Origin of the sequence: Superficieibacter sp. BNK-5, assembly GCF_047456055.1 — a bacterium.
Classification (GTDB): Bacteria; Pseudomonadota; Gammaproteobacteria; order Enterobacterales; family Enterobacteriaceae; genus Superficieibacter.
The window spans coordinates 506,736-523,071 of record NZ_CP179893.1; the positions used below are offsets into that span (position 1 = coordinate 506,736).

20 protein-coding genes and 1 tRNA gene are annotated in these 16,336 nt (G+C 55.1%); 12 read left to right on the forward strand and 9 right to left on the reverse strand.

Features of this window, described 5'->3' with window-relative positions:
• Window positions 1–27: 27 nt before the first annotated feature.
• Together rpoD and ACMGGS_RS02425 are read left to right on the forward strand one after the other, a co-directional pair.
• The gene (gene rpoD / locus ACMGGS_RS02420; RefSeq protein ID WP_194206936.1) at window positions 28–1,869 is read left to right on the forward strand and encodes an RNA polymerase sigma factor RpoD; all 1,842 of its coding nucleotides are present in this window, start codon (window positions 28–30) and stop codon (window positions 1,867–1,869) included.
• 60 nt (window positions 1,870–1,929) lie between these two features.
• Window positions 1,930–2,493 carry an NADAR family protein gene (locus ACMGGS_RS02425; RefSeq protein WP_414164902.1) on the forward strand — a complete coding sequence of 188 codons (564 nt, stop codon included), beginning with the start codon at window positions 1,930–1,932 and terminating at the stop codon, window positions 2,491–2,493.
• A 49-nt stretch (window positions 2,494–2,542) separates the two neighbouring features.
• Here the strand turns inward: ACMGGS_RS02425 and mug are convergent, their stop codons facing one another.
• Window positions 2,543–3,049: a G/U mismatch-specific DNA glycosylase gene (gene mug / locus ACMGGS_RS02430; protein WP_414164903.1), complete on the reverse strand. Its 507-nt coding sequence runs from the start codon at window positions 3,047–3,049 to the stop codon at window positions 2,543–2,545.
• A 125-nt stretch (window positions 3,050–3,174) separates the two neighbouring features.
• On the opposite strand from mug, the gene ACMGGS_RS02435 reads away from it, so the two are divergent.
• A tRNA-Ile gene (locus ACMGGS_RS02435) sits at window positions 3,175–3,250 on the forward strand.
• Window positions 3,251–3,305: 55 nt separating this feature from the next.
• Here the strand turns inward: ACMGGS_RS02435 and ACMGGS_RS02440 are convergent.
• Window positions 3,306–3,746: a hypothetical protein gene (locus ACMGGS_RS02440; RefSeq protein ID WP_414164904.1), complete on the reverse strand. Its 441-nt coding sequence runs from the start codon at window positions 3,744–3,746 to the stop codon at window positions 3,306–3,308.
• Between the two features lie 304 nt (window positions 3,747–4,050).
• On the opposite strand from ACMGGS_RS02440, the gene ACMGGS_RS02445 reads away from it, so the two are divergent.
• Entirely contained in the window at window positions 4,051–4,236 is a 186-nt protein-coding gene (locus tag ACMGGS_RS02445) for a YlcI/YnfO family protein (protein WP_414164905.1), read from the forward strand.
• Between the two features lie 252 nt (window positions 4,237–4,488).
• Here the strand turns inward: ACMGGS_RS02445 and ACMGGS_RS02450 are convergent, their stop codons facing one another.
• Window positions 4,489–5,031, reverse strand: a complete 543-nt coding sequence (locus ACMGGS_RS02450; RefSeq protein ID WP_414164906.1) for a stationary phase growth adaptation protein — start codon at window positions 5,029–5,031, stop codon at window positions 4,489–4,491.
• A gap of 307 nt (window positions 5,032–5,338) precedes the next feature.
• Between ACMGGS_RS02450 and mtnC the strand changes: the two genes are divergently transcribed.
• Both mtnC and ACMGGS_RS02460 read left to right on the forward strand, forming a co-directional pair.
• Window positions 5,339–6,028 carry an acireductone synthase gene (mtnC, locus tag ACMGGS_RS02455; RefSeq protein WP_414164907.1) on the forward strand — a complete coding sequence of 230 codons (690 nt, stop codon included), beginning with the start codon at window positions 5,339–5,341 and terminating at the stop codon, window positions 6,026–6,028.
• The gene (locus tag ACMGGS_RS02460; protein ID WP_414164908.1) at window positions 6,025–6,567 is read left to right on the forward strand and encodes a 1,2-dihydroxy-3-keto-5-methylthiopentene dioxygenase; all 543 of its coding nucleotides are present in this window, start codon (window positions 6,025–6,027) and stop codon (window positions 6,565–6,567) included. Before mtnC ends, ACMGGS_RS02460 begins: the two co-directional genes overlap by 4 nt.
• A gap of 39 nt (window positions 6,568–6,606) precedes the next feature.
• On the opposite strand, the gene ACMGGS_RS02465 is transcribed toward ACMGGS_RS02460, so the two are convergent.
• Both ACMGGS_RS02465 and ACMGGS_RS02470 read right to left on the reverse strand, forming a co-directional pair.
• On the reverse strand, window positions 6,607–7,212 hold the full coding sequence (locus tag ACMGGS_RS02465) for a methylthioribulose 1-phosphate dehydratase (protein WP_414164909.1): 606 nt from the start codon (window positions 7,210–7,212) through the stop codon (window positions 6,607–6,609).
• A 138-nt stretch (window positions 7,213–7,350) separates the two neighbouring features.
• A complete protein-coding gene (locus ACMGGS_RS02470) occupies window positions 7,351–8,217 on the reverse strand; it encodes an SDR family oxidoreductase (RefSeq protein ID WP_414164910.1) in 867 nt (288 codons plus the stop codon).
• Between the two features lie 351 nt (window positions 8,218–8,568).
• Here ACMGGS_RS02470 and ACMGGS_RS02475 point away from each other — a divergent pair, with 351 nt between their 5' ends.
• From ACMGGS_RS02475 to ACMGGS_RS02490, 4 genes are read left to right on the forward strand one after another with little or no spacing between them, the layout of a single operon-like run.
• Complete coding sequence (locus ACMGGS_RS02475; protein ID WP_176919943.1) at window positions 8,569–8,850, forward strand: PTS sugar transporter subunit IIB; 282 nt, start codon at window positions 8,569–8,571, stop codon at window positions 8,848–8,850.
• 3 nt (window positions 8,851–8,853) lie between these two features.
• A complete protein-coding gene (locus tag ACMGGS_RS02480; protein ID WP_414164911.1) occupies window positions 8,854–10,218 on the forward strand; it encodes a PTS galactitol transporter subunit IIC in 1,365 nt (454 codons plus the stop codon).
• Entirely contained in the window at window positions 10,218–10,673 is a 456-nt protein-coding gene (locus tag ACMGGS_RS02485) for a PTS sugar transporter subunit IIA (RefSeq protein ID WP_414164912.1), read from the forward strand. Before ACMGGS_RS02480 ends, ACMGGS_RS02485 begins: the two co-directional genes overlap by 1 nt.
• A 52-nt stretch (window positions 10,674–10,725) precedes the next feature.
• Window positions 10,726–11,049, forward strand: a complete 324-nt coding sequence (locus ACMGGS_RS02490; RefSeq protein WP_176919940.1) for a helix-turn-helix domain-containing protein — start codon at window positions 10,726–10,728, stop codon at window positions 11,047–11,049.
• A gap of 5 nt (window positions 11,050–11,054) precedes the next feature.
• Here the strand turns inward: ACMGGS_RS02490 and ACMGGS_RS02495 are convergent, their stop codons facing one another.
• On the reverse strand, window positions 11,055–11,888 hold the full coding sequence (locus ACMGGS_RS02495) for an SDR family oxidoreductase (protein WP_414164913.1): 834 nt from the start codon (window positions 11,886–11,888) through the stop codon (window positions 11,055–11,057).
• 92 nt (window positions 11,889–11,980) lie between these two features.
• On the opposite strand from ACMGGS_RS02495, the gene ACMGGS_RS02500 reads away from it, so the two are divergent.
• Entirely contained in the window at window positions 11,981–12,910 is a 930-nt protein-coding gene (locus ACMGGS_RS02500) for a LysR family transcriptional regulator (RefSeq protein WP_414164914.1), read from the forward strand.
• Here ACMGGS_RS02500 and ACMGGS_RS02505 read toward each other — a convergent pair.
• Together ACMGGS_RS02505 and ACMGGS_RS02510 are read right to left on the reverse strand one after the other, a co-directional pair.
• A complete protein-coding gene (locus ACMGGS_RS02505) occupies window positions 12,882–13,283 on the reverse strand; it encodes a RidA family protein (RefSeq protein WP_414164915.1) in 402 nt (133 codons plus the stop codon). The two genes, ACMGGS_RS02500 and ACMGGS_RS02505, sit on opposite strands and share 29 nt — an antisense overlap.
• A 129-nt stretch (window positions 13,284–13,412) precedes the next feature.
• Window positions 13,413–14,303 (reverse strand): AraC family transcriptional regulator, encoded by an 891-nt coding sequence (locus ACMGGS_RS02510; protein ID WP_414164916.1) that lies wholly within the window; start codon window positions 14,301–14,303, stop codon window positions 13,413–13,415.
• Between the two features lie 183 nt (window positions 14,304–14,486).
• On the opposite strand from ACMGGS_RS02510, the gene ACMGGS_RS02515 reads away from it, so the two are divergent.
• Window positions 14,487–15,323 (forward strand): oxidoreductase, encoded by an 837-nt coding sequence (locus tag ACMGGS_RS02515; protein WP_414164917.1) that lies wholly within the window; start codon window positions 14,487–14,489, stop codon window positions 15,321–15,323.
• A gap of 30 nt (window positions 15,324–15,353) precedes the next feature.
• On the opposite strand, the gene ACMGGS_RS02520 is transcribed toward ACMGGS_RS02515, so the two are convergent.
• A complete protein-coding gene (locus tag ACMGGS_RS02520) occupies window positions 15,354–16,238 on the reverse strand; it encodes a LysR family transcriptional regulator (protein ID WP_414164918.1) in 885 nt (294 codons plus the stop codon).
• Between the last annotated feature and the right edge of the window lie 98 nt (window positions 16,239–16,336).

The window sequence follows — 16,336 nt, forward strand, 5'->3', positions numbered from 1 at the left end:
TCATGAATTAAGTGTGGATACCGTCTTATGGAGCAAAACCCGCAGTCACAGCTGAAGCTTCTTGTCCAACGTGGTAAGGAGCAAGGCTATCTGACCTATGCCGAGGTCAACGACCATCTGCCGGAAGATATCGTCGACTCAGATCAGATCGAAGACATCATCCAGATGATTAACGATATGGGCATCCAGGTGATGGAAGAAGCACCGGATGCCGACGATCTGTTACTTGCTGAAAACTCAAACAATACTGACGAAGATGCGGAAGAAGCGGCTGCGCAGGTACTTTCCAGCGTTGAATCCGAAATCGGGCGCACCACTGACCCGGTCCGCATGTATATGCGTGAAATGGGTACCGTTGAACTTCTGACCCGTGAAGGCGAAATTGACATCGCCAAGCGTATTGAAGACGGTATCAACCAGGTTCAGTGCTCCGTTGCTGAATATCCGGAAGCGATCACCTATCTGCTGGAGCAGTACGATCGCGTTGAAGCGGAAGAGGCTCGCCTTTCCGATCTGATTACCGGTTTTGTCGATCCGAACGCTGAGGAAGACCTGGCCCCGACGGCAACGCACGTCGGTTCTGAACTTTCCAGCGAAGAAATGGATGACGAAGACGAAGACGAGGAAGAAGACGACGACAGCAGCGACGACGACAACAGCATCGATCCTGAGCTGGCGCGCGAGAAATTCGGTGAACTGCGCACGCAGTACATCGTCACCCGCGACACCATTAAGGCAAAAGGCCGCAGCAACGCCGCGTCGCAGGAAGAGATCCTGAAACTGTCTGAAGTTTTCAAACAGTTCCGCCTGGTGCCAAAACAGTTCGATTACCTGGTTAATAGCATGCGCGTCATGATGGATCGTGTGCGTACCCAGGAACGCCTGATCATGAAGATGTGCGTCGAACAGTGCAAAATGCCGAAGAAAAACTTCATCACGCTGTTCACCGGCAACGAAACCAGCGAAACCTGGTTCAACGCCGCTATCGCGATGAACAAGCCGTGGTCTGAGAAGCTGCATGATGTCTCCGATGAAGTGCATCGTAGCCTGCAAAAACTGCATCTGATTGAAGAAGAGACCGGCCTGACCATTGAGCAGGTGAAAGACATCAACCGTCGCATGTCCATCGGTGAAGCGAAAGCCCGCCGTGCGAAGAAAGAGATGGTTGAAGCGAACTTACGTCTGGTTATTTCTATCGCCAAAAAATACACCAACCGTGGCCTGCAATTCCTCGACCTGATCCAGGAAGGCAACATCGGTCTGATGAAAGCGGTAGATAAATTTGAATACCGTCGTGGTTACAAGTTCTCCACCTACGCAACATGGTGGATCCGTCAGGCGATCACCCGCTCTATCGCAGACCAGGCGCGCACCATCCGTATTCCGGTGCATATGATTGAGACCATCAACAAGCTCAACCGTATTTCTCGCCAGATGCTGCAAGAGATGGGCCGCGAGCCGACGCCGGAAGAGCTGGCTGAACGCATGCTGATGCCGGAAGATAAGATCCGCAAAGTGCTGAAAATTGCCAAAGAGCCTATCTCCATGGAAACGCCGATCGGCGACGATGAAGATTCGCATCTGGGTGATTTCATCGAGGATACTACCCTCGAGCTGCCGCTGGATTCTGCTACCACAGAGAGCCTGCGTGCTGCCACGCACGACGTGCTGGCTGGCCTGACCGCCCGTGAAGCGAAAGTGCTGCGTATGCGTTTCGGTATTGATATGAACACCGATCACACGCTGGAAGAAGTGGGTAAACAGTTCGACGTCACCCGCGAACGTATCCGTCAGATCGAAGCGAAGGCGCTGCGCAAACTGCGCCACCCGAGCCGTTCTGAAGTGCTGCGTAGCTTCCTCGACGATTAATCACTTCCGTCCTTCAACAAAGCCCTCCTCGCGAGGGCTTTTTTTTAACTGGAGTTCTGTATGCCGCAAGGATGTTATTCCCTCTCCGCCCTGCTCTGCGCGCTGGATAAAGGCGAGCAGGTTAAATACCTCTGGTTCTGGGGCCATCAGCCTTCCGCCAGCGGAGAAATCACCGCCTCCTGTTTCAGCCAGTGGTGGCAGGGTTCGCCTTTTACCTGCGACGGTGTCGTCTACGCGACGGCTGAACACTGGATGATGGCCGGGAAAGCGCGGCTGTTTGGTGATGACGCGACGCTCGGCAAAATTCTGCACGCCGCCACGCCCGGTGAGGCCAAAAAGCTGGGCCGTCAGGTGACAGGCTTTGACGAGGCTCTCTGGCAGTCAGCCTGTTTCGATCTGGTCTGCGAAGGCAATTACCATAAGTTTGCTCAGCACCCGGCGCTGAAAAAATTCTTGCTTAATACCCACTCCCGCGTACTGGTTGAAGCCAGCCCGGTAGATAAAATCTGGGGTATTGGGCTGGCGAAGGATCACTCTGACGCCGGGACGCCTTCCCGCTGGAAAGGCCAGAACCTGCTGGGATTTGCCCTGATGGCCGTGCGGGATCGTCTGGCGTCTGAGTAATCGCGCTGGTTTCCTGCTTTATGTCGTTGTGAGGCAGGCAACCGCTTTCTTACATTCCCCGCGCGATTAACGCCTCATCCAGTTCACGATACGCCTCCACCAGCTTATCCAGTGTGGCACGGTTCAGCCCGCTGGGATTGGGCAGCACCCAGACCTGCGTCGCCCCGATGGTGATCTGCTGTTTCCCCCACGCGATCCCGCGCTGGCTGAACGCCTGCTCGAATGCCTGCTTGCCGAGGATCGCCAGCGCGTGAGGCTGGTAGTCTTCAATCTTTTTCACCAGCTCACGCCCGCCCGTGCGCAGCTCGTGTAAATTCACCTCACTCGCCTGCACCGTCGGCCGCTCCACCAGCATGGTAATACCGCAGCGCGTATCCAGCAGATGTTGCTCCTCTTCCGGCTTAAGCTGGTGTTCCGTAAACCCCGCCTGGTGAATGACTTTCCAGAACCGGTTGCCAGGATGGGCAAAATGAAAACCCGTATGCGCCGAGGACTTCCCCGGATTGATGCCGCAGAACACCACCCGCAGCCCGGGTGCCAGGATATCGTTGATCATGCTTACTCCGGATGAATAGATCGAAGTGAAAGTATAAGGGATTGAAAAGCCATTGTTTATAAAAACAGCAAGCGGGTGTTTATGGCTGGATTGCCTTGCCGAGTTACTTTATAATTCCCCGCCACGGCCCCTTAGCTCAGTGGTTAGAGCAGGCGACTCATAATCGCTTGGTCGCTGGTTCAAGTCCAGCAGGGGCCACCAGATACAGCAAGGGCTGGAGAGAAATCTCCGGCCCTTTTGTTTTTCTCTTCACGCTTTAGCTGTCTGCTTTCGAAGATTGCGCATTGGCAGTCTCTCGTTCCAGGTAAGGCTGCTTCAGATAGTCAGCCATCAGAATAATCAAGTCGTGCAGCAACCCGGTTAAATGCACCGTCACAGTATAAGGCAGGGTACAGCTTAATAGCGCCTGGGTTAAGCTCTGCGCGTATTCCACCAGCAGCCAGGAATCTATCCAACAATCCGGGAAGCATGGCGTGGGCAACTCATCTACCGTCAGTTGTTCTTTCAGGTGCGCCGGAAAATCGGCATCACATAGCAGGCGTAAGGCAGTCAGCGCGTAAGACAAACGCCCCGATAGCGCCAGACGTTGAGTAACATCCTTGCTTTCCACCAGCTCAGCAGCAAAAGCGGTACACAGGTCAGCCACCTGGAATAAATCTGCGGATGTCGGGATCGGAGTGGTTATCAGATTATGCATGATGTGCCTCCGGGACTGGCATGCTGCCAAAAACAGGAAGTACATCGCAAAAAGACACCGTCACAAAGATAAACACACGATTTTCAGGGCGAGCGGATATGGTACTATTAGCGGAAGCCATAGCATTACCTCGTGTAATGTTGTGGTCAGACGCCCGGTTAGTGTCCCCACACTGCCGGGCTTCGTTTTTTACAGGTGAATCGCACCTGTGTATCCAGACTACACCTTGGTGAATCGCACTTCAACTTTTAAGTTTATCTTTTTTTGGTATACTGAATCGTCCCCACGCTGAAGAGATCTCGTAATGGCAACAGGTTCAATCAACAATAAGTCACAACAATTAAATGCCAGGTTCCCGCATGAGGTAGTTTCAGAGATGGAAGCCAGCCTTGATGAGGGGGAAACGAAAGCACAATTTATTGTGGCGGCAGTAAAAGGTGAGATAAAACGCCGTCAGCGTCGTAATAAGACTGCGCCATCGCAAGACTGAAAGGATGAAGGCGATCGATGCAGTGATGGATAGATCTACCGCATCAAATTCACATTAAACAGAATAGTTGCAAACTGGATAATAGATAACTACTATGAGGACAAGGAAGGCAACTTCCTTAACGGATGCAGCAGACTGAATGAATAATTCAGACATCCCGCAACCATGAAAGTGGTCCAGGCCAAGTCCGGTAATGGCGCTTCTGAATACCAGGTTATGTACCTGGCGAAACCCACCTTAAGGTGGGTTTTGTTATTTTGGAGGGTGTGGAAGTGACCTACCACACAACAAGTTATGTGCAATAGTGAAAAAGCTTACCTTTTGGCCGCCGGGCCTTTTGGTTACAGGATAAGCACTGGTAATATGCAAGCGAAGCTTTTTTCTCTCCCTGAACGCGCTGAACACGACGAAGTAAAAGCCCTTTTCCCTGTCAGGCAATTCAACTTCTACAACAGCATAGTTACCATAGCCTGCGTGTATTACTTTACAACGATCTAAACCCTCGACAATCTGGCGTAAATACAGCCGGGCAAGTTTATAGCGCCGCTCACAAAATGGACGTTTGTCTTTTGGGGCAAAGTACATTAGCGATGCCTTTACCTTTTCCGTCTGATGCTCGTAACCCTTACAAAAACAGTGAAAGGAGTAGGTCACGAAAAATTTATAAACCCGGTCTGCCTTTCCCTCAGTGCAGTGGCGATAGATGACGTCATGAGCATCCAGAAATGACAGATCGCGGGCTGCTCCATCCGGATGCTCAAAAGCCTTCCATTTCTGAACTTCTTCGGTTTTCACAGCTACCGTTCCCTGATCTCCTGACCATACGGCCAGCTTAAATTTTAACCCTACTTTTTCAGAGAGTATGCTAGCACAACCTTATGTAAGGTAAGAAAGATGGAATGCACAACGGATTTTAAATATTCGTCGTTTCATGAAGCGCATCCGCACGTTTTGTTGAGATTCACTTCCCTTGCCCCTCCCCTTATTGAACCTCCCATAACACAATGTTAACCTTTCCCTTTCAGGACGCGTAGACGTCCAGATGACTAAAAAAATATTCTGCTTGTGCCTGGCACGGCGCAACGCCCACTCTGGAGAGACCATGATCCGCGCTATTGTGACCGACATTGAAGGTACCACCAGCGACATTCGCTTTGTGCATGATGTGCTGTTCCCCTATGCCCGCGAGAGGCTGGCGGCGTTTGTGAACGCGCAGCAGTACGCCGAACCCATAAAAACGATCCTCGATAATCTGCGCGAAGAAATCCACCAGCCAGCGGCGACGGCGCAGGAACTGACAGCAACCCTGTTTGCCTTTATGGATGAAGATCGTAAGTCAACGGCGCTGAAGGCGTTACAGGGGATCATCTGGCAGGAAGGCTACGTTAACGGCGATTTTACCGGCCATCTCTATCCGGACGTATTGCCCGCGCTGGAGAAATGGAAGTCACAGTCTGTTGATTTATATGTTTATTCCTCAGGCTCCGTTGCGGCGCAGAAATTGTTATTTGGCTACAGCGACGAAGGTGATATTACTCATTTATTCAGCGGCTATTTTGATACGCGGATCGGTGCGAAGCGTGAAGCGCAGTCCTACCGTAATATTGCTGAACAATTGGGGCATCCCCCGGCGTCGATCCTGTTTCTGTCCGATATTCACCAGGAACTCGACGCAGCGGAAGCGGCAGGGCTACGCACGTTACAACTGGTGCGCGAGGATCGCGATCCGGCCAGCCATCATCCGCAGGTTCAGCGTTTTGACGACATTCATCCGGAGCAGATCCCCTCATGAGCGCATTAACCATTTTTTCCGATAAAGACGCCAGCCAGCACGTCTGGCACAGCACCGACGCCGGAGAGATCCAGCAGCAGCTTAATGCGAAAGGTGTGCGTTTTGAACGCTGGCAGGCCGACCGCCAGCTGGGAGATACCCCGACGCCTGAGACCGTCATTAATGCTTACCAGCACGCGATTGATAAGCTGGTGGCCGAGAAAGGCTACCAGAGCTGGGACGTGATCAGCCTGCGCGCTGATAATCCGCAGAAAGAGGCGATGCGGGCGAAGTTCCTCAACGAGCATACCCATGGCGAAGATGAAGTACGTTTCTTCGTCGAAGGTGCAGGGCTGTTCTGCCTGCATATCGGCGATGAGATCTATCAGGTACTGTGTGAAAAAAACGATTTGATCTCGGTGCCAGCCGGGACACCGCACTGGTTCGATATGGGATCTGAACCGAATTTTACCGCTATCCGCATTTTCGATAATCCGGAAGGTTGGGTCGCGAATTTTACCGGCGACGCGATCGCCGATGCCTACCCTCGCCTGCCCTGATGTTACAGCGCTCGCCCGCCACATGGTCGGGCGCTGTATTTATGCGTAACGGCGGCGCAAAAGCTCGCACTCAAACAAGAACTCCAGCCCTTCCAGCTGGCGGCGCGCTTCAGCGATATCTTTCCCCCAGCAGGTCAGGCCGTGGCCGCGTAGCAGGAAGCCGTAACGCAGCGGATGGGTCTGCGCATGGTCCTCAATACGGGCGGCCAGCGCGTCAATATCCTGATCGTTATCGAAAATCGCGATGGGCACGGCGTCCAGATGAGTGTGCTGACCGGTAAGGGTTTTCTGCATCTCGTAACCCTGAAGCGTCAGCGTCTGGCTCGTTTCAAGCCGCGACAGCACGGTAGCGTTGACGGTATGCACATGCAGTACCACGTTGGCTTCCGGAAACAGACGGTAGATCAAAGTATGCAGGCCGGTCTCGGCGGAGGGTTTACGCCCCGAGGGCGCGGTATTGTGGGTGATAGAGACCTGTAAAAAGTCGTCACTGGTCAGGCTGCCTTTGTCGCGCCCCGACTCGCTGAGCCAGCACCAGGTCGCATCCTGACGTACCGACATATTACCGCCAGTTGCCGGTGCCCAGCCTTTCGCCCCAATCCAGTGACAGGTGGCGACCAGTTGCGCGAGTCTCTCTTGCCACATAACGGTTCCTCGAATACATAATGGTTTTTAGCCGTCTAAACGGCTATTTTCCCGATAGTAGCATCCCTGACTCGGCTGGACAATATTTGTTATAAAACGGTTACAGGGAGCCACGCGCGGGCGGCTCCCTGAAAACTATCAGAGGGAGTAGTAAGAGGGATGGTTCAGATCGGTCAGCAAATCCGCTTCCTGCGGCTGCCAGTTCAGTAAATGACGGGTATGTTCGCTGCTGACCGCCATATTCGCCGTCGCCATCATGGTGAACCAGCCAAAGTGTTCTGGCTCCCGTTCGCCGGAAGGTAATCCGAGGTTGCGGCCAATGGTCTCAGCAATGGTCCGCAGGGGGATCGATTCCTCGGCGACCGCGTGGTAAATCTGCTCCGTCACACCCTGCTCCAGCGCCAGGCGATAGACCCGTGCCGCGTCGCGGCGGTGCACGCCGGACCAGCAGTTATCGACGTTACCCGGCCAGGCCGATATGCCTTTCTCCCGCGCCAGACGGATCAGGATCGGCAGAAAACCGTGGTCGCCGATACCGTGTACCGATGGCGGCAGACGCACAGCGGCAGCATGAATGCCTCGCGCATGAAGTGCTCTGGCTGCCGCTTCCGATTTGCGCGGCGATGCCGGATTAGGGAGATCCTGCTCCGTCGCGCCTTTCGCCAGGCCAGCAAGACCGGAGGTCACCAGCAGCGGGCGATCGGACCCGGCCAGCGCGTCGCCCAGCAGTTCAATGGTCCGCCTGTCCTGCTCGCAGTTTTCAATAAAGCGCGAAAAGTCGTGGTTGAACGCCGTGTGGATCACCGCATCGGCGTTCGCCGCCGCCTGTTTCAGTACCTCAACGTCATCAAGCGAGCCTTTAACCGCCTGCGCACCAGCCGCCGTTAATCGGGCTGCCTGCTCATCTGCCCGAACCAGACCGGATACCTGATGCCCGTTGTTCAGCAACTCTTCAACAATCGTGGAGCCAAGCCAACCGCCAGCCCCGGTAACAAATACGTGCATCGTGTCTCTCCCGTTAATCCGGATTGATAAGTCGTATAGCTATAATGCGATGAATTATTCACCTTCGCTATTCGCATTCCTGTGCAGCGTTTATCCACCGAGGTCATCGTGCCAGATCCCGCGTATTTCCTGAGGTAAGCAGCCAAAGCAGAGAGGTTTCGCAAGGCTGATTGCCGTGATTTTGCAGGCTGCCACTCAGGTTTTATTACGTCGAATCCGGGACTGTCTGGCCGGGTAAAATCGCTAAGCGCGCACTTTTGTGTACTTAGTGTGTAAAATTACACACTGATCACACATCTGGTTTTCATCACATGCTTTAATCTCTCTTAACAAACACACGAGGGATTACCAATGAAGCATATGATGATCTGTTGCGGCGCTGGCGTGGCCACCAGTACGATTGCCTTAAATAAACTGCAGGATTTCCTGAAAAAGGAAAATCTGCTCGATAAAGTCAGAATTTCTCAGGGCACAGTAGCGGAAGCGAAAACACGAGACGATCTGGATTTTATTGTTTCTACTTCCCCCGTTTCGCTTTCTGTTCCGGTGATTAATGCGCTGCCGCTGTTAACCGGTATGGGCGTGGATAAGGTCTTCAGCAGCGTGAAAGAACATATTCTCGCCGAGGAATAATTTATGTTTATCGTCGACTATATCGTTAATTTAGGGGCATCGGTGATGATGCCGCTTATCTTTATGATCCTCGGGCTGCTGCTACGTATTCCAGTGTCCAGGGCGATTAAAGCCGGTTTAATGGTGGGGATCGGGTTTATTGGTTTAAGTATTACCGTCAACCTGATGATTGATTCGCTGACGCCGGTCAGCCACGCCATTGTCGAACGTTTTGGCCTGAACTTCTCGGTGCTGGATGTCGGCTGGCCCGCCGCCGCCGCAGTGGCAATGGGCACCCGCGTCGGGGCGCTGGTGATCCCGGTGTGCGTGGCGATTAATATGCTGATGCTCTATACCCGCACTACCCGGGTATTAAACGTTGACGTCTGGAATCTCTGGCACCACGCCTTTACCGGCTCTCTGGTCACGGTTATTACCGGCAGTTTGTGGCTCGGCGTTTTTGCCGCCGGAATAAACTGTATTATTACAATGGTCATTGCGGACCGGACCAGTAACGACGTGGAAAAGTACCTGAACCTGCCCTCTATTTCGGTACCCCACGGTTTCTCAGCGTCATTTGTGCCTGCGGCATGGCTGGTTAATGCCATTGTCGACCGTATTCCGGTAGTCCGGGATATTAAGATTGATACTGAATCCATTCAGAAACGGCTGTCTATTTTAGGCGATCCGGCCTCGCTCGGCGCCATTATCGGGGCGCTGCTGGGGATTATTGCCGGTATTGAGGTCAAAGCGATTTTACAGACCGCCATTACCATGGCGGCGGTAATGACCATTATTCCCCGGATGGCGAAGATGCTAATGGAAGGGGTTTATCCGATCAGCGAACGTATTCAGGAAATTGCCCAGGCGCGCGCCGGATCGTTTGGCAAAATCGCCATTGGCCTGGACTCGGCGGTGAGCGTTGGCCATCCGGTTACTCTCTCCGTTTCCATGCTCATGATCCCGGTGATGCTGGTGCTGGCGGCCATCGTGCCGGGCAATCAGTTCCTGCCGTTCGCCTCCCTGACCGGGCTGCCTTTCGCCTTTGTGCTGGTGACCGCCGTCTGCCGGGGAGATATGTTCCGCACCCTGCTTACCGGCTTGCTGACCCTGAGTCTGGCGCTGCTGATTGGTACGAATCTGGCACCCATCGTTACCAGTACCGCCGTCAGTACCGGGTTCTCTCTGCCGCAGGGTACCACCAGCATCAGCAGCGTGGACTACGCTGGCGCGATGCTGCCGTGGGTCATTATCCAGAGCTTCTACTTTAAAGTGGCGGGCGTCGCGGTGCTCAGCCTGTGTACCCTTGGCCTGGTGCTGTGGAACCGGCGCAAGCTGCAACAGGAAAATATCCTGATGGCGGAAGCGGCGCAGAAGGAGGAAGCATAATGTTATTTAGCCCCGAACGCGTACTGATTTTCAACGATCCCATTAGCCGGAGCGATGCCCTGCGGCAGTTAGCGGCCACGCTGGAGGCACAGGGGCTGGTGAAAGCCTCTTTTGCCGACGGCGTGTTAGCCAGAGAAGAGATTTACCCCACCGGGATCTTTATGGAAACCCATAGCATCGCCATTCCGCATACCGAATTTGAGCATGTGAACCAGACTAGCTTTGCTATTGGCATCAACCACAGCGGCATTGAATTTCAGCGGACGGATGAACCTGATGAGGCCGTCAAACCGGAGATTATTGTCATGATGGCGATCGATCCCACTTGCGAAAAGGTCGCGATCATTCAATCGCTGTTTGCCCTGTTAGCCGATAAAGCACAGGTGGATTATTTGTGTGAACTCGCCCCGGAGGACATCGCAAAAGAGTTCACCAACGCCGTCATCACACGGTAAACTGCCTTCTGTCGGGTTTACTGTGTTGACGCCGGGAACGCAAAGGAAAAAGATGCTTCGAATCAGCGATGTCATTGAGCTAACGATGGTCAGCCGTAAGACCATCTATAACGCCATCAACAGCGGACGGCTGAAGTATCAACTGGTTACCGTCGATAATCGCCAGGTCCGGATGTTTCATGAAGAAGATGTGCTGCATGCGTTCCCGAAAAACAGCCGCTCGCTGACCCAGGAGCAGGAGATTCAGGCATTGAGGGAAGAGGTCGCTTCCCTCAAATTTGCCCTGACGGAACTGCAAAAAGCCGTCAACGCAATGGACCCGGAGAGCGAATACGAGATGAAAGCGGTGAAAGGCCCGACGAAAAAAGGGCCTTGAGCCGTTTACGCATTCTTATCCACGCTCAGCGCGACCGCTTTATTGTCCTCCAGCACCTGTAACCGTCCGTTTAACGCTTCCCGAATGGAGTGATATGCCTTGCTGCCCAGGGCAAGGCGGAAAGGCGCGCGCTCTGCATCTGCGGCGGCAATGATGGCGTCCACGGTTTTCGCCGCATCGCCGTTAATGGCAATCGTCCCCGCCGCCAGCCCGCGCCGCACCTCACCGGCTGGCGTGTCGTCATAGCAGGCCAGCGGCTCGGCGATATCTACCCCCGCAGCGAAGTTCGTCTCCGTGGGTCCCGGCTCCGCCAGCATAAAGTCAATCCCGAACGGGGCCACTTCTTGCGCCACGGCTTCAATAAAGCCTTCGATTCCCCATTTGGTCGCGTGATACAGGCTGAAGTTGGGCCAGGCCATTTGTCCGCCCTCTGACGAGATCTGCACGATACGCCCGCCCTTTTGCTGGCGCAGATACGGCAGCGCCGCGCGAATAAGCTGTATTGAACCGGTGAGATTAGTGGCAATTTGCCGCGCAATCTGTGCGTCGCTGACCTCTTCCGCCGCACCGAACAGGCCGTATCCCGCATTGCTCACCAGAACGTCAATGCGTCCGGCCTCTTCGAATGCCCGCGTCACTACATGGCGTATTGCGGCGCTATCTGTAACGTCCAGCAGCACAACGCGCAGCCGTTCGCCGTATTTTGCCTGCAGTTCATCCAGCGCGCCGGGTTTGCGCAGGGTGGCAATAACGTTATCGCCACGCGCCAGCAGGCGCTCCGTCATCAATCGTCCCAGCCCGCTGGAGGTGCCGGTAATAAACCAGGTTTTCATGTTCATGCTGTGCTCCGTAAAAGTCGTTAACTCACCGGAACAGGTTATGGCACTATCACTGGTATGATAAGACACACCAAATAGCATGGAGAGGTGAAATGAAATCACCAGTGAAGACCCCAACGCTCTCCGATCTGAAAGCCTTTATGGCGGTAGCGGAACAGCGCAGTTTCCGCCGCGCGGCGGATCTGTCCGGCGTTACCCGCTCTACCCTGAGTCATGCCATTCGCGCTCTGGAAGCGCGCCTCGGCGTTCGCCTGCTGCATCGGACGACCCGCAGCGTCTCGCTGACCACGGCCGGGGAGCAGCTATTGCGCCGTATCACCCCGCATCTGAGCGGGCTGGAGCAGGCGCTGGAAGAGGCTGCGGATGCACAGGGCAGCCTGCTGGGTACGCTGCGTATTAACGGCGGCGAAGAGGCAATTTACTTATTACTGCATACGGTGGTGCCAACGTATCAGGCGCGCTATCCCGGCGTGGAACTGGACCTGGTGGTCGATGGCAAGCTGGTGGATATCGTTGCGGAGGGCTTTGATGCGGGTATTCGTCTGGCAGAAGACGTGCCCGCGGATATGGTGGCGGTGCGTTTTGGCGAGGACGTGCGTTTTCTGGCTGTGGCGTCGCCGGGCTATCTGGCCCGGCACCCTGCCCCTGTGACACCGGACGAACTGGCGAATCATCGCTGCATCCGCCAGCGATTACCCAGCGGCAGGCGCTATCGCTGGGAATTTGCCCGCCACGGGCAGAGTATTGCGCTGGACGTCCCCGGTACGCTGACGCTGAACAGTTCGCCGCTGATGGTGGACGCGGCGCTCAACGGCCTGGGCATCGCGCTCGTTCCGGAGATGCACGCCAGGGCGGCACTGGATGACGGCAGACTGGTGACGGTGCTGGAGCCGTGGTGCCCGCCGATCCCAGGCCTGTGCCTGTGGTTTCCCGCTAATCGCCATATGCCCGCCAGCCTGCGGGCGTTAATCGATTTAATTAAAGAGACGCGAGTCAGCCGCCCTCCGGCAGCCGGGCAATGACCTTGATTTCGAAACGGAAACCATACAGCCAGGTGACCCCTACGCCCGTCAGCGTCGGCCAGGGAGCGTCGCCCCAGTAGTCCGGTAATACTTTCCAGACCGTGTCGAGCGTGGTTTCCGGGTCGACCAGATAAACAGTAACATCCACTACATCGGCGAAGGTACACTCCGCCGCCATCAGCACTTCAGATAAATTATCGAATGCCAGGCGGATCTCCTGCTCCAGCTCAGGCGCGGGCGAGCCGTCCTCACGACTACCCACCTGCCCGGAGACAAATAAAAAACCGCCGGATTTCACCGCCGGGGAATAACGATTCTGCTCATACAGCACCTGCCGTCCGGCAGGAAAGACGACATCTTCTGGCTTTTTCATAGGGACCCCTTTTACAACACAAAACCGTGTTAAGGGGATAATAAATGCCGGCGCGTGCCACCCCTATGCCTGCAAAGTGGGATGCGCTGGTGAAGATAATTCACCGATCGGTTTATATAGCGAAGGCGTTTACACCGGGGGAAACAACGCGAACGCCGCCTTCATCTCTCTGGCCTCCTCCCCCGGGCTGCGGCCAAACTGGCGGCGGAACTCACGGTTAAACTGAGACGGGCTTTCATAGCCCACCCGAAACGCGGCGGCAGCGGCGGTCAGGTTATCGCGAATCATCAGTAACCGCGCCTGATTAAGCCGTATCGACTTGATGTATTGCAGCGGCGAGGTGCCGGTGACCTGCCTGAAATGCTTATGGAAAGCGGGGATGCTCAATCCGGCGTCGCCGGCCAGCGTGTTAACCGGCAGCGGCTGTGCGCAGTCGCCGTGAATACGCTGTAGCGATCGGGCGATGCTGGCAAACTGACCGTGATGGGCCAGCGCCGCGCGAATGGCGTTCCCGCGATCGCCAATCAGCACCCGGTAATACAGTTCACGCACGATCTGCGGTCCCAGAATACTGGCTTCCTCCGGGCAGGCCAGCGCGCGCAGCAGGCGTAGCGTGGTATCCGCCAGTTGCCCATCCAGCGGCGTTGAAATAATCCCCTCCGGGGCGGCATCCACTGACGTCGCCGGGCGGTCCAGCGCCAGCGCCAGTTCTGACAACACGCGCAGATCCAGCGTTATCGCCACGGCGAGCAGAGGTTCGTCTGCGCTGGCCTCGGTTTCGGTTGCGAACGGCAGCGGCACCGACAGGACCAGATAATGCTGCGGATCGTAATGGTAGACCCGGTTCGCCAGATAGCCCCGTTTATGCCCCTGACAGACAATCACGATACACGGCTCATATACCACCAACGTGCGCGCCAGCGAGCGATTGGATCGCATAAAGCGCACGTTATCCAGTCGCGAGCAGGTATATCCCTCTTGCGGTGCCAGCCTGTTAAGTAACGACACCATCTCATACATCGCCCTGTCTCCACCGTAAGTAATGATTGAGCAATCATACTGCCGTTTATTCACCACAAAGTGAACGCTATAAATACAATCAGGCAATCATCAGAGAGGAATGCGCCTGTTTTGCTCTCCTGTATCTCACTAGCATGGAGCCTGCAACATCATCCGTACATCCACAAAATATCAGGAGTCATTATGAGCAAAACATGGCTGATTACCGGCGCATCACGCGGACTCGGGCTGGAGATGGCGCGCGCGGCGCTGGCGGCAGGCGATAATGTGGTCGCGACGGCCCGCGACATCGGCAGTGCCAGCAGCGCGTTCACCCAACACACCGACCGTCTGCTGCTAACGCCGCTGGACGTCACCGATCCTGCGGCACCGCTCGCGGTGGTGAACGCCGCGCTGGCGCGTTTTGGCACGATTGATGTCCTGGTCAACAATGCAGGCTACGGTCAACTGGGCCTTTTCGAGGAGACGCCGGAAGAGGATATTCAGCGTCAGCTTGAAACCAACGTCAATGGTCTGATGCGTATGACCCGCGCCGTGCTGCCGGTGCTGCGCCGCCAGCGTTCCGGGCATATCATCAATATCAGTTCGATTGGCGGACTGGTCAGTTTTGATTTTTGTACCCTGTACGGGACTTCTAAGTTCGCAGTCGAGGGGTTCAGCATCAACCTTGCCCGCGATATAGCACCGTTTGGCATTCACGTCACCGTCGTGGAGCCGGGTATGTTTCGCACCGATTTCCTCGATGACCGTTCGGTGCGTTTTTCCGGCAGCCCGATTGAGGATTATGCGCAGGCCCGTGAGGAGGCAGAAACACTGTATAAGAACTTTAACCACAAGCAGCTCGGCGATCCGGTGAAGTTCGGCGCGGCGATTGTCGAACTGGCGAATACCGCAGAACCGCCGCTGCACCTGCTGCTCGGTTCGGATGCGCTGAAAATGGCGCGTGACGATCTGGCCCTGCGCCAGGCTGAGATTGAGCGCTGGCAACACCTGTCGGCCTCAACCGATCATCAGGACTAATTTTTCTGCGCCGCGTCATGCGGCGCACGTTCAGCGTGTTTTGAGATGGTCGATTAACGTTCTCATTGCCGGATTCAGCGCTTTCCGCGAGCGGTAGCAAATACATAATTTTCGTCTGGCCCAGCTATCGGTCAGCGCAAGCTGATGATAATGAAAGCGCGATTGATATTTATCAGCCATCACCGCAGGCACTATCCCGGACCCGATGCCCTTATCCACCATTTCAAACAGGCCTTCGAAGGTACTCATTCTGATCCTGATCGCGAGATCATGTCCCAGCGCCCTGGCATGACTATGAATGTGATCCTGAAGCGCGCTTCCCGGATAAAGCCCGATAAAAGGCTCAGCAATAATATCTGCGAAGGAGACCGCCTGTTTGTTATGGAGTTTATGGTCGCCGGGAATAATGAATACCAGATGATCGTCGGCGACAGGTTCCGCTATTAAGCCATTGCCGTCCACCGCATCAGACACAATTCCCGCATCACCAGAGCCGGTTGAAAGAAGGGAGATAATATCGGCGCTGGTGCGTTCCTCTAACTCGATATGCAGTTCAGGATGTGACGCCAGCCACGGTGCGAGCCGCGCCGGGAGAAAGTTGGTTAACGCCGAGGTATTGGCATACAGCTTTAGCGTGCCGCGCGCGCCAGATGTGAACGTTTTTAATTCCCGCCTGAGTTGCTGCTGTTGGTCCAGAAGCTGACGGGCATGCTTCGCCAGCGTTTCCCCGGCGTCGGTTAATGTCACGCCTCTCGGATGACGCATCAGCAGCGGCACGCCAACATCCTCTTCCATCAGCCGCAGCCTTTCACTGGTGGAAGCCAGCGCCAGGTGCGCTTTTATCGCCCCCTGGGTGATGCTGCCCGCATCGACGATACAGATAAACAACTGTAAATCAGCCAGATCCAGTCTCATTACGATCGTCCTTTTGCCTTCGGTTTTGCCGGAGCCTACGGAGAATAATCCACATTGTGCCCCACCGATAACGGGTGTTTCAATGACGGTTCTTTCAC

Bases quoted from the DNA above. Each gene is read 5' to 3' on its own strand.
- ACMGGS_RS02485 (WP_414164912.1), top strand. From the start codon at position 10,218: ATGTTATTTAGCCCCGAACGCGTACTGATTTTCAACGATCCCATTAGC.
- ACMGGS_RS02515 (WP_414164917.1), top strand. From the start codon at position 14,487: ATGAGCAAAACATGGCTGATTACCGGCGCATCACGCGGACTCGGGCTG.
- ACMGGS_RS02490 (WP_176919940.1), top strand. From the start codon at position 10,726: ATGCTTCGAATCAGCGATGTCATTGAGCTAACGATGGTCAGCCGTAAG.
- ACMGGS_RS02460 (WP_414164908.1), top strand. From the start codon at position 6,025: ATGAGCGCATTAACCATTTTTTCCGATAAAGACGCCAGCCAGCACGTC.
- ACMGGS_RS02470 (WP_414164910.1), bottom strand. From the start codon at position 8,217: ATGCACGTATTTGTTACCGGGGCTGGCGGTTGGCTTGGCTCCACGATT.
- ACMGGS_RS02440 (WP_414164904.1), bottom strand. From the start codon at position 3,746: ATGCATAATCTGATAACCACTCCGATCCCGACATCCGCAGATTTATTC.
- ACMGGS_RS02505 (WP_414164915.1), bottom strand. From the start codon at position 13,283: ATGAAAAAGCCAGAAGATGTCGTCTTTCCTGCCGGACGGCAGGTGCTG.
- ACMGGS_RS02510 (WP_414164916.1), bottom strand. From the start codon at position 14,303: ATGTATGAGATGGTGTCGTTACTTAACAGGCTGGCACCGCAAGAGGGA.
- mug (WP_414164903.1), bottom strand. From the start codon at position 3,049: ATGATCAACGATATCCTGGCACCCGGGCTGCGGGTGGTGTTCTGCGGC.
- mtnC (WP_414164907.1), top strand. From the start codon at position 5,339: ATGATCCGCGCTATTGTGACCGACATTGAAGGTACCACCAGCGACATT.
- ACMGGS_RS02495 (WP_414164913.1), bottom strand. From the start codon at position 11,888: ATGAACATGAAAACCTGGTTTATTACCGGCACCTCCAGCGGGCTGGGA.
- ACMGGS_RS02480 (WP_414164911.1), top strand. From the start codon at position 8,854: ATGTTTATCGTCGACTATATCGTTAATTTAGGGGCATCGGTGATGATG.
- ACMGGS_RS02475 (WP_176919943.1), top strand. From the start codon at position 8,569: ATGAAGCATATGATGATCTGTTGCGGCGCTGGCGTGGCCACCAGTACG.
- rpoD (WP_194206936.1), top strand. From the start codon at position 28: ATGGAGCAAAACCCGCAGTCACAGCTGAAGCTTCTTGTCCAACGTGGT.
- ACMGGS_RS02500 (WP_414164914.1), top strand. From the start codon at position 11,981: ATGAAATCACCAGTGAAGACCCCAACGCTCTCCGATCTGAAAGCCTTT.
- ACMGGS_RS02465 (WP_414164909.1), bottom strand. From the start codon at position 7,212: ATGTGGCAAGAGAGACTCGCGCAACTGGTCGCCACCTGTCACTGGATT.
- ACMGGS_RS02445 (WP_414164905.1), top strand. From the start codon at position 4,051: ATGGCAACAGGTTCAATCAACAATAAGTCACAACAATTAAATGCCAGG.
- ACMGGS_RS02520 (WP_414164918.1), bottom strand. From the start codon at position 16,238: ATGAGACTGGATCTGGCTGATTTACAGTTGTTTATCTGTATCGTCGAT.
- ACMGGS_RS02425 (WP_414164902.1), top strand. From the start codon at position 1,930: ATGCCGCAAGGATGTTATTCCCTCTCCGCCCTGCTCTGCGCGCTGGAT.